Below are 10,970 nucleotides of genomic sequence, written 5' to 3' on the forward strand. Positions count from 1 at the left end.
AAAGGGAGCTATATTTCTGGTGCTGATTCGACCGCTGATATTTCGGGTTGAGGTTCCAGGAGAGATTTTACGAAACTGCCGCTAATGACGAATAGGGCGATCGCCACACTGCCGATTCCAAGCGGACTGGGAATCCAAAAGATAGCTTCGAGGTGATTGATTTCTCCCGGTTTGAGCATCCAGACAAGCTGCTTGCCCTGGCGCACGGCTTCGCTAGAGGAATTGACGCTACGGGCACCCCAGGGACTATCCAGGCTAAATTCTAGATCGATCAGAGATCCAGGACTGACCAACAAATTGCCCTTGCTGGAGAGAACACCAAGCGATCGCAAATCCAGATCAAAGCTAAGGCGATTGCGCTCTAGCAGCAGCAGATTGCTTTCGGTTAACGTCAGATGCGAGGTGAGTTCGGGCAAGCCTAATTCAGCAGTGGAATCATCAACAGAAGCTTCTGCCTGGCTTTGAAAGAACTGATTAAACTTCTCCTCCAGATCTGCCCCATTGTTAAACGGAATCGTCACCCGCAACTCTTGATCCGAGACGCGCTTGACCCGCCCGCCCAACTGCTTAGTCCGTTGCTCAACGCTACGAAGCCATTCCTGGGCAGCATCACTAAAGCTGGTGAGGCGATCGCTCAACCGCACATGCTGTACAAGGGTTCCATGATTCTGGCTGTCGTAGTGAACACCCACGTCATACTTAACGCAGCCAGAGAGAAACAGAGCCGCAATCAGAATAATCCAAAATACCCGCAGCCGAACTAGAACTCGGATCAGGAGTTTTAGCGCCGTGACCACTAGAGAAGCAGATGTAGATGAGGAAGATCTACGCATGGAAGGGTTCCGGGTGAGTCAATGCGATAAAGTTGCTTAGATAGAAGCATACTCCAAACTGCAAAACCACAAATCCCTGTAGAGGCGAAGCGTTCGGGCAAAAAACTTTGTTGTGAGCTAGAAAATGCTTGCTGAATGCTTCGCCCTTATAGAGTGAAGATGCGAGTTCACGCAACAGTAGGATTTTTTCGTGCAGGCGTAATGGTTGAATAGGTGACGGAATTGCTAAATTCCATCACTTATTTGCAGCGCGTCTATGGTACTCGATTTTTGGGTAAGAACTAGCGGCACCTGGATTAATGTCATTACAGTTGTTTTAGGTACTGCGCTAGGGCTGTTTCTGCGGGGGCGGCTACCTGGACAGATGCAGAAGGTGATCACTCAGGGCTTAGGTTTGGTGACGCTGTTCATTGGCTTTAGCATGGCTGGAAGTTTGCGAGAGGCACAGGCAGGTCAGGTCGATGGAGTAATTTTAGGGTTGCTGGCGCTTGTCCTGGGTGGGCTACTGGGTGAATGGTGGAAGTTAGAGCTTCTCCTAGAAGCGGTAGGCAATTGGTTGAAGCATCGGTTTAAAGGCAAAGGCAGCTTTACGGAAGGATTTGTCGCCGCTAGTCTATTGTTCTGCGTGGGTCCGCTGGCGTTAATTGGCAGTCTAAATAACGGCTTGGTCGGCAACAACACGTTGCTAACGCTAAAGGCTTCGATGGATGGACTAGCAGCGATCGCCCTCACCAGCAGCTTTGGCATTGGTGTTGGCTTTTCTGCCCTTTCTATCCTCATTTACCAGGGCGGAATTTCTCTGGCGGCAGGGGCGCTTGCCCAAACACTGCCTGATCCGGCTACTGCGCCCCAGGTGATGCTGATTACAGGCGTAGGAGGGCTAATGATTACGGGGTTAGGGTTAAATTTGCTGGAGGTTGCTCAGGTCAGAATTGCTTCCTTTTTACCCGCTTTGCTGTTGAGTCCGTTGCTGTATGCGATCGCTGCTCGGCTGACGTCATAGTAAACTTCTCACCGATGCCACTCCAGCTGTTTCTGCTGTTGTTGAAAACGTTGAAACTCTAAAGTTGGGCTTAACTTGCCGATTCTTACTGGTAATCTAGAATTCGTTAGGTTAGTCTGTCGGTGGCTTGGACTGTAGCCAGATCTTTCCCGAAAGAAGTGCCCCTATGAATTCATTCTCCGAACTGCCACCCATGCGGGTTTTGATTGTCGAAGATGACCCAATGATGCAGCTAGGGTTAGAGCAGTCTTTGGCAGCTTATCCCAACATTGAAGTTGTGGGTCGAGTGGATGACGGCTATTTAGCAGTTGAAGAAGCCCTCAAGCTGAAGCCCGACATTATTGTGATGGATATTGGGTTGCCTCGATTGGACGGCATTGCTGCAACCCAGCAAATCAAACAATCACTCAAAGAGGTACGCATTGTCATGCTCACCTCTCACACTACGGAGAATGAGGTGATTGGGGCGCTCTCTAGCGGTGCGGATGCTTATTGCGTCAAAGGCACGAGCGTTGATCGGTTGTTGGCAGCGATCGCCGCTGCTCAAGAAGGAGCCAGCTATCTTGATCCCCACGTTGCCCGCCGAGTTTTAGATCATTTGAAGCCTCCGACGCAAACTGATGTAGGCGCAGTCGGTCAACTTTCACAACGGGAGCTAGAAGTGCTCAAGCTGATGGTTGAAGGCTATAGCAACCCAGAAATTGCCGCTGCCCTTTACCTCAGCCCCAACACCGTCAAGACCCATGTTCGCGGAATCATGAACAAGCTTGCGGTAGACGATCGGGTGCAGGCCGCGGTCGTTGCATTGCGTGCAGGAATTGTGTAAGCCTAATCGCCGCTGATGTGCACCAGCACCTCGCGCAGGTGGCTGTGCTGCCGATGTTCCCAGACATAAATGCCCTGCCAGGTTCCCAGCATGAGCCGACCGTGGGCGATCGGAATTTGCTCTGAGGTGTGCGTCAAGACGGTACGAATGTGGGCAGGCATATCATCTGGACCTTCGGTGCTGTGGATGTAGCGATCGCCCTCAGGCACCAGCTTTGCCAAAAAATTTGCCAGATCTCGCAGCACATCGGGGTCAGCATTCTCTTGAATAATTAAACTGGCTGACGTGTGCCGTAAAAATAACGTACATAGCCCGGTGCTAATACCCGACTTAGACACAGCAGACTCGATTTCTGATGTGATCTTATGAATCGATTTGCCGTTGGTCTTGACTTTGACTAATTGCTGGTAATGACTCATGAAACGGATTCTGCCTGAGCGGTGTCAGTTGGGCTAGCAGTGTCAGTGAGGCTGCTATCGGGCAGTACAGCATCACCCTCGCTCTCAACAGCCTGATGTTCTTCCAGTTCCACGCTTGCAGAATCGTCTTCCGGTTGGTTGGCTGCCTGATCTGCTTCAGCCTCTGACGCATCTAGCGATTCTGATTCTGGGTTAAGCCAGGGAGAGTCGTAACGGTGCCAGGGCAAGATCGGCTCATTTGGCAACTGGCGCGTCAGAACCGTGATGTTAGACATATCGGGTTCTGGCAAACGGATACGCTTCTCAAGCACAGAGCTATCAGTTGGTTTAGCTTCCATAAGTTAGCGGTTATCTCAAGCAATTTGCAGCGGCATTTCTCAAGCACGAACCCCGATCAGATTCATATCAGGAAATAAACTACCACCATATGCATTAACATCACCACAGCAATTACCCAAGTAGCATAAGCGGCGTACCTCAAAGTTTGAGAAACATCATCAAGTCGCTGCTTATTTGCATTATAAGTCTCGGTCAAATTAACTAGCATCTGTAGCTGGTATTCGTCTGGTGACAAAACCAGATATTTCTCCAAAAATTTACGGTCTTCTAAATTCGGGCTAACTGCCACCTGGCGAGGGAGAAATGCCCTTACTAGTAGCGTGAAACTGATTAAAAACCCAATCACTTCAGTGATGCTAAACGGGCTGGGGATCATCATCAAACGGGAAATGTTGAGGCTGGTCAGCAAAGCCCCATTCGTGACAAAGAGAATGTTGAGCTTTGTCGTGAGAATTTGACTTTGCTCTCTCTGCTCGGTCAGCACAAGGCGCACGTCCTTAGCGGCCAGCTCTATCGTTGAAACGGCAACACTCTCTGTTGGAGTTTCTACTGAAGCTGTCATGCCCAATTCGTCGGGGATGGGTTGGTTTGTGAAAGTTTCAGTTTTCTCTTCGGCTTCCTCAGAAACCAGAATCTGGTCAAACGAGTTGACTGCTGCTGTCATGGGTTGGGCGGGTTGAAGTTCAGCAAAGCGATGTCAATAGCGATGTCAATAAAGCTATGTTAATAGAAATAATCTTTGACGGACTGAGCGATCGCCTCATTCCCATCAACTGCTAAAGGCTGTGACTGTCGAGGTGGCTGCATGGGTTCTCGCAAAAACTGCCAGTCGCCAAAGAACTCAGCAGGCTGCAAAATTCGATGGTGGGCGTAGTCCTGAATGCCTTCCAGCAAAATGGGCGACTCAGCAAAGTCCTCACGGGTAACAGAAACGATTGGCACTCCTAGACGGCAAGCTTCAGCAAAAGTGCTGTATCCAGGCTTTGAGACAACTCGACCGCAAAGCGGCATAAAATCTACGGGTCGGTAGTGACGGTCGGTAATCTTGAGCAAATTTGGCAAATCGGGAGCTTGACGGTCAAAGGTAATAAACTGCCAATCAGCGAAATTTTCTAAATTTTGGTAGGGAATTTGGTCAAGCCCTAAGCCGCCAAAGGTCAGCAAGGTAGTTTGTTCTGGTGGTTTAGTCAGATTAAACTTTGTCCGCAATTCCTCGATCGCATAGCGGGGTGAACCGCCGGTCAGTCCCACATCAGTGATGTGAGGAAAGGCAGACATCGGCTCATGAAATGGTAGGCGAAAGAGGCGATCGCATTCCCCAAAGTGCTCAACAATCCAGTCTGCCATCTCAACAAACTCACCACCCCAGGCGCGATAGATAAAATCCCAGCCAAAATTACTGATCATCCAGCAGGGAACGTGGGCAGCGTGGGCGATCGCCGTTGCTAACGGTGGAATATCTGCCAGCACCAGACCAACCCGATTCTGCTTAATAAAGGTCACTTCCGAGGCAATCAGTGAATTTGCCTGTGCCCGAATCTGCTTCAGCTTTTCCAACGTAGCGGGTTTGTCCATTGTGATACTGTCACTTTGCATCACACCCACATCAAACCCACGCGGACGATGAATAAAATCACTCTGAATGTAAGAATCTAGCAGCCAGCGAGGAGCCGTCGTCACCAGCGCAATGACCATTTCAGGGCAGAGCCGCTTAATTTCGCTCACTACTGCTGCTGTGCGAGTGGCGTGACCAAAGCCGTGATTGGTAATTGCAACGTAAAGAATGGGTTCAGGCATTGACAGATCCAGGACAGAACAGACTCACGGTGAAGTCTCCTGTCAAAATACTCATTTTTCAGACCATCAACAAGGTGCTTTGCCGCTTTGCCCTTAAAGCAAACTGCTTGAATCTGCCATTTATGGAGAATATGCTGCAATTTTGAGTCTTTTGACTCTATAGCAGGTTGCTCAAGTCTATTGATTTTGCTTTTACTGTATCTAAAACCGTTTAAGGGAAAAATTGATGCTTACAGCCAAACACCTACCTGGATTGCTGGCGATCCTGCTTTTGGCGATCGCTCCTGGCTGCTTTTCTCGCAGTGAAGACTCTCCTCAAGCGAGTTCAGCCAGCCCAGCTAGCCCTACCCAAACTTCAACCGCGGCTTCTCCGGTCGAACCTGCTACCCCTTCACCAGAGTCAGAGTCAGAACCGTCCCAAGCAGTACCTCCCCAAGCGGCACCTGAACCCACAGCCCCGGCGGCTAGCTCCTCGGCTCCTGATATTACATCGGCTCAAGCATCGGCTCCATCAGCAAACTGTGCCAATGCTCAAACCCAAGCCGAAATCAACCAGTGCGCTCAGGCGTCTTATGAAACAGCCGACAAAGAGCTAAATCGGGTTTATCAGGAACTTAAGTCCAGCCTCAACAGCCAGGAACAGGAAGAGCTGATTGACGCAGAACTCGCCTGGATTGAGTATCGCGACCAAACCTGCGAGGCAGAGAGCAGCCAGTATGAAGGGGGCTCAATTCAACCGACGATTTACTATGGCTGTCTGGAGCGAGTCACCACAGAACGAACTGCTGAATTGCAAAGTCAATTAGAACAAAGTTAGCTTGAAGACATCAACTTTAAGATGCAAGGGGCGCTCGCATATTCCTTCTCTAGAGACACTTTTCTAAATACCAATCAAAGGTTAAATCTGAAATGTAAACGATTGGTATTTAACTAGAATGGTTGGTTTCTTTTACCTAAATTTATCAAACAATGAAAAAACCTGAAGTAATTATCATTGCCGCTGTTGCTGAATCTAATCGAGTAATTGGTAAAAACGGCAAGCTGCCTTGGAGGATTCCTCAAGACTCCAAACGGTTTCAGGACATTACGCTGGGTCATCCCGTGATCATGGGTCGAAAAACCTGGGAATTCGATGTCGAGAAATGTCCCTTAGCAAAGCGGTTTAATATTGTTGTTTCATCCAGTCCTGAACAAGAAGATGTCTCAGAGCATTGCCATGATTACCCTTTTGAACTGGCTTTTGTTAATTCTGTTCAAGACGCTTTAAAGAATACTGCGAATCAAGAGAAAGCTTTTATTGTGGGAGGGGCTTCCATTTACTCGCAAGCGTTAAACCTGGCAGATACGCTGGAATTAACTTTAGTAGAAGGTAACTTTGAAGGGGATACTTTTTTCCCAGACTATCAGCATTTAATCGGCAGCCAATTTAAGCTCGTGAATCAGGAAAAGCATCCGGGTTTCAGATATGAAACCTATAGGCGCATTAGCTAAAACTGCAACCTATGGACAACGGGTTTGTTCCTCTTTGATTCGCTGCTGCAAAAAAGTAGGCACGCCCAAACTTGCTCCTTCGTAAAGCCGGGCAAATTCCCGCTGAAAGTGTGCTGCAACAGTGGGATTATCAATTACCAGTAAGTTTTCGTCGTTGCTATTGTTAGCGGCTGCGCTCCAATTTTGTGACCCAGTGATGACGAGATGTTCGTCTACCATGCTGAACTTATGATGCAGCAGATCGCCTTCTGCAAGGCTGGGAGTGCCGACTGTGGCGATCGCCCCACTCCAGGGACGATTCCCCTCCTCATAGCGACACTGCCGATTCTTTAACGCAACCCCCATCATGTCTAGCGCTTCACTATAGTCCCGATAGATAAAGCCAGAATCAATCAGAGTGCGAACCTGAATGCCTTGCTGATGGCGAGTTTCCAAAACGTTGCTGAGATTTTGGTCAGAAAATACAAATAAGGCTGTATCAACTGTTTGAGTCGCAGTGTTCAAGGCTCTGCCAATTAGCCCGTTCGTGCTTTGCTGCCAGGGTAAAGAGGTTGAGGTTGGCGAAAATTGCACTGTGACGGTCGAGCCGGGTGCCAGTGTCACGGTTCGAGCGGGACGGGGTGGTTTTTGCAAGCCAAATTTGCTGTCTAAGGCACCACCTGGACCATCTCCCCACATCAACTCAAATTCTTGGGTATAGAGCTGAGCTAGTTCTGGGCTGTCAATTTTCACCAGGTTGTTAGCATTGCCGCTGCTTTGAGGGGCAAGAAAGTCCCCATGTACATCACTGGTCGTCAGATTAGCCGAAGCGACAATCACCAGTCGATGATCGATCACCAGAAACTTGTGATGCATCAGGTCACTGCCTTTGGAGCCATCAGCCGTGTCGTCGATGACCGGAATCTGGGCTTGTTGCAGGATCACGAGCGCGTCACGCTGATTAATTTCGGCTGGGGTAAGCTGTCCGTCCTGATTTTGGTCTGCAAGCTGAAAGAATTCCAGGTATTTCCCTTGCTGACGCTCATCCAGTTGACCTGCTTCTTCGGCTGTAAAGCTACTCCAAGGGCGGCTATATTCGTTTTCTATGATGACGCGCACCCGTACGCCAACTCGCTGCTTTTCCTGAAGCGCTTGAGCAATCCGAGGCAGGCGAAACTCGTGGCTAGCTACATCTATTGATGATTGGGCAGTGGCGATCGCCTCCACGATGACCTGTTCCAAGTCGTCTCCTAACCGTTCCTGCAAGCGATAGGGTTCGGTATAGGTCGCCGCTTGTGAATGGTTAAAGTAAACCTGAATGAATCGGTCTTGAGGTAGCGGCTCCAGTGCTGGCTGGAGGGCTGAACTTTGCCGCCAGTGGTTAAAACCCAAAAACAGCAATAGCCCCAGAACAAACAGAAGACAAAACCGAATCCACCAGGATGATAGACGCACAACAAATCCTCACAGTTGGGCATTCACTAGGCAATGAAATGCATGGGCTGATTTTGCCCAACGGTGAGAAAGGGATAACGCGATCGCCCCAAAAAAAACCTCTGGCATTACACCAGAGGAAAGGTTCCCGAACATGAACAGAGGAGAAATTTAACTGGTTGCCACTGCTTCTTGGCGAAATGGGCCAATATCCTGAATCAATCCGCCAACCATGCTATGACGTAACTTAGTTTTATTTAACTCACTAAATAAATATTGTTCAACTTGCAGAATAATTCAGGATCATTGGTTACAGAACTGAAAACTTTTTACGACTTTTCTCTTGAACCGAGTTTTGTCGGTCGGACAGCATGATTGAGAGCAATCAGTCCGATTTAAGGCAGCTTTATAGCTTCAAGATGTATTTCCTTTAACTGATTTCTTACAGACAAATTACATCCCTAGGGCGATGAATTCTATAGCCGAGAATCGGTACAAAGAATGAGGAAAGTAAAACCAACATTGTCCCACTAGCGGGAGCTAGTAAGTTTCTTAAGTCAAAGTTTTCTGCTTCAGATAACTGTGAACTTACTGGGAACTGCATTCATCCCATCTACGAGGAAGAAAATATGGTTTCGGGCAAGCAAAAGCGTGCTGTTGGGGTATTCCCCGATCGCCCTACAACGGCATCTGCACTTCAAGCGCTCCGGGATTCTGGCTTTTCGATGCGTCAGGTGACGATTGTGGCGCGAAATGCTGCTAGACAAGAGGCGATCGCTGGGGTCGAAATCAGAGATCAGAAGGGGAACCATGCGAATAAAGGGTCCACAGCAGGTGCCTTAGGGGGTGGCATTTTGGGTGGTGTCGCAGGCTTGCTGGTAGGTCTAGGTGCTCTGACCATTCCGGCACTCACTGGAATCTTTTTAGTTGGAGAAGCCGCAACCGCACTGATTACAACATTGGTTGGGGGTGCAGCAGGAGCGGCAGCAGGAGGGTTAGTCGGTGCCCTAATTGGGTTAGGTATCCCTGAGGATCGGGCGCGGACCTATAGCGATCGGGTGGCGCGGGGTGAATACTTAGTTCTGGTAAAAGGTACAGAGCCAGAGGTTCGTCGTGCCGAAGATACGTTACGGCATCAGGGTATTCGTGACCTTGGAGTTTATGATGCGCCGGGACATCGTAGCAATGTGGTAGAAAAAATAGGCGCATTGCAGGCAGTTCCAGGACGAACTGCTTATACTGAAACGCCTCTAGAAGCGCCACGAAATTTAGGGGTGGTTAAACCAGGCGATCGCAATCTTGGTCAGGTACAACCCATTCATCGAACTGAGACCCCTGTTGTGCCGTCACGAGTTAGGCAACCTGTAGACTACTCAAGCGATCGCCCAGTTGCTCGCCCGATTGGTGCAACAGCGCCTGTAAATGAGACACCTGTAAATGAGACAGTAGCAGGTAACACCAAGCGGGCAATGGGCGTGTTCTATGATCAGCACGGGTTAGAACAGGCGCTAGAAGCTCTGAGAAACTCAAACTTCACCATGCACAGAATTTCGATTGTGTCGCGCGATGGCGGACAGGAAGAGGCAGTTCACCGCAATCAACCCATAAATCCGCTGTCAAGAATTGACTCTGAAGGTCGGGTTAGACCCACCGCATCCAGTTCTTTAGGCGGGATCACAGAACTGTTAGCTGGACTGAACACGGTTATGATTCCTGGATTGGGAGAAGTTTTAGTTGTCGGCGAAGCTGCCCCAACGATCAAGTCTTCTCTGGCAGAAAGCGGAAACTTTGCCTCGGCGCTAACTCGCTTAGGTATTCCAGGAGAGCAGGCGAGAGTGTATGGCGATCGCCTCAGCACAGGTGCCAGCTTGATCATGGTGAGCGGCACAGGCGAAGAAGCCCTCCAAGCTGCTTCTATTCTCAGCAAGCACGGTATTCAAGACTGGGGAATTTATGATGTCACCAGTGTTTCGGACTCATTTCCCGATAGGCAGTGAAATTGCTCAACCCGTATGAAGTTTAACCTTGGCTGTCAGCTCAGCTACGCTATCAATGAATCCAGCACCCTAATTTTCAATATTGCTGTGCCTGATGGTCATCAGACCGTCATTGAAGAGGATCTAGTTATCACTCCTTCGACTCCCGTTGAGGAGTATCGCGATCCCGTTCTCAAGAATCGTTTTCTGCGGGTTAACGCTTCGGTAGGAGAGATCAAAATCTCCTACCAGGCAAGTGTCGAAAAGCCCGATGAAAAGCCTGATCCCAGCGATGTGAACGAGGTCAACATCGCTGATTTGCCACTCGAAGTAGTGCCCTATCTTTATCCCAGTCGCTACTGTCAGTCGGATCAGTTAACCCGCTTGGTAAACACCGAATTTGACCATTTGGTTCCTGGCTATTCACGAGTTACAGCAATCTGCAATTGGATTTACGACAACGTAACGTACCTTTCTGGTAGCAGTGATTCTCATACCTCTGCTTATGACACCGTGACTGAAAGAGCCGGAGTATGTCGGGATTTTGCCCATTTGGCGATCGCCTTCTGTCGAGCATTAGGAATCCCGGCTCGGTTTGTTACCTGCTATGCCTATAAGCTATATCCGCCCGACTTCCACGCCTGCTTAGAAGCTTACCTGGAAGGTGGTTGGTACTTGTTTGATCCCACTCGATTAGTCCCACTAGACGGGGTCGTTCGCATTGGAATCGGGCGTGATGCGGCTGATGTAGCGTTTGCAAATCTGTTTGGATCTGTCGAGATGAAACAAATGAATGTGTTCATCGATCGTCACAAATAGAATGATTTGCAAAGCATAAATTCAACCAGCGAACATTAGAGATTGTGAATCCCA

13 protein-coding genes are annotated in these 10,970 nt (G+C 49.1%); 6 read left to right on the plus strand and 7 right to left on the minus strand.

The genetic code is table 11. The features are described from left to right. Positions 1-8: 8 nt before the first annotated feature. Positions 9-833: a DUF3153 domain-containing protein gene (locus H6G00_RS32930; protein ID WP_190799966.1), complete on the minus strand. Its 825-nt coding sequence runs from the start codon at positions 831-833 to the stop codon at positions 9-11. Positions 834-1,089: 256 nt separating this feature from the next. On the opposite strand from H6G00_RS32930, the gene H6G00_RS32935 reads away from it, so the two are divergent. Next, complete coding sequence (locus H6G00_RS32935) at positions 1,090-1,836, plus strand: DUF554 domain-containing protein (protein ID WP_190799967.1); 747 nt, start codon at positions 1,090-1,092, stop codon at positions 1,834-1,836. Between the two features lie 193 nt (positions 1,837-2,029). Then, positions 2,030-2,662: a response regulator gene (locus tag H6G00_RS32940; RefSeq protein ID WP_190645096.1), complete on the plus strand. Its 633-nt coding sequence runs from the start codon at positions 2,030-2,032 to the stop codon at positions 2,660-2,662. 2 nt (positions 2,663-2,664) lie between these two features. Here the strand turns inward: H6G00_RS32940 and H6G00_RS32945 are convergent, their stop codons facing one another. The 4 genes from H6G00_RS32945 to H6G00_RS32960 all read right to left on the minus strand — a co-directional run bounded on the left by H6G00_RS32945 (position 2,665) and on the right by H6G00_RS32960 (position 5,217). Further along, the gene (locus tag H6G00_RS32945) at positions 2,665-3,081 is read right to left on the minus strand and encodes a secondary thiamine-phosphate synthase enzyme YjbQ (protein ID WP_190679562.1); all 417 of its coding nucleotides are present in this window, start codon (positions 3,079-3,081) and stop codon (positions 2,665-2,667) included. Beyond that, complete coding sequence (locus tag H6G00_RS32950) at positions 3,078-3,419, minus strand: hypothetical protein (protein ID WP_190799968.1); 342 nt, start codon at positions 3,417-3,419, stop codon at positions 3,078-3,080. The genes H6G00_RS32945 and H6G00_RS32950 overlap by 4 nt, the downstream gene beginning before the upstream one ends. 62 nt (positions 3,420-3,481) lie before the next feature. Beyond that, a complete protein-coding gene (locus H6G00_RS32955) occupies positions 3,482-3,982 on the minus strand; it encodes a hypothetical protein (RefSeq protein WP_190800044.1) in 501 nt (166 codons plus the stop codon). Between the two features lie 161 nt (positions 3,983-4,143). Further along, the gene (locus H6G00_RS32960; RefSeq protein WP_190799969.1) at positions 4,144-5,217 is read right to left on the minus strand and encodes a glycosyl transferase; all 1,074 of its coding nucleotides are present in this window, start codon (positions 5,215-5,217) and stop codon (positions 4,144-4,146) included. Positions 5,218-5,443: 226 nt separating this feature from the next. On the opposite strand from H6G00_RS32960, the gene H6G00_RS32965 reads away from it, so the two are divergent. Further along, on the plus strand, positions 5,444-6,034 hold the full coding sequence (locus H6G00_RS32965) for a lysozyme inhibitor LprI family protein (RefSeq protein WP_190799970.1): 591 nt from the start codon (positions 5,444-5,446) through the stop codon (positions 6,032-6,034). Positions 6,035-6,186: 152 nt separating this feature from the next. Then, entirely contained in the window at positions 6,187-6,708 is a 522-nt protein-coding gene (locus H6G00_RS32970; protein WP_190679566.1) for a dihydrofolate reductase, read from the plus strand. A 9-nt stretch (positions 6,709-6,717) separates the two neighbouring features. Here H6G00_RS32970 and H6G00_RS32975 read toward each other — a convergent pair whose 3' ends face one another. Both H6G00_RS32975 and H6G00_RS36425 read right to left on the minus strand, forming a co-directional pair. Next, on the minus strand, positions 6,718-8,088 hold the full coding sequence (locus H6G00_RS32975) for a phospholipase D-like domain-containing protein (RefSeq protein ID WP_242042647.1): 1,371 nt from the start codon (positions 8,086-8,088) through the stop codon (positions 6,718-6,720). Between the two features lie 63 nt (positions 8,089-8,151). Beyond that, on the minus strand, positions 8,152-8,277 hold the full coding sequence (locus H6G00_RS36425; protein ID WP_277882023.1) for a hypothetical protein: 126 nt from the start codon (positions 8,275-8,277) through the stop codon (positions 8,152-8,154). A gap of 473 nt (positions 8,278-8,750) precedes the next feature. Here H6G00_RS36425 and H6G00_RS32980 point away from each other — a divergent pair, with 473 nt between their 5' ends. Together H6G00_RS32980 and H6G00_RS32985 are read left to right on the plus strand one after the other, a co-directional pair. After that, the gene (locus tag H6G00_RS32980) at positions 8,751-10,118 is read left to right on the plus strand and encodes a general stress protein (RefSeq protein WP_190799971.1); all 1,368 of its coding nucleotides are present in this window, start codon (positions 8,751-8,753) and stop codon (positions 10,116-10,118) included. 15 nt (positions 10,119-10,133) lie between these two features. After that, positions 10,134-10,916, plus strand: coding sequence for a transglutaminase family protein (locus tag H6G00_RS32985; RefSeq protein ID WP_190799972.1), 783 nt, complete (start codon positions 10,134-10,136; stop codon positions 10,914-10,916). Positions 10,917-10,970: the final 54 nt, after the last annotated feature.

It is taken from the genome of Leptolyngbya sp. FACHB-541 (assembly GCF_014695875.1).
GTDB lineage: Bacteria > Cyanobacteriota > Cyanobacteriia > Elainellales > Elainellaceae > JAAUTN01.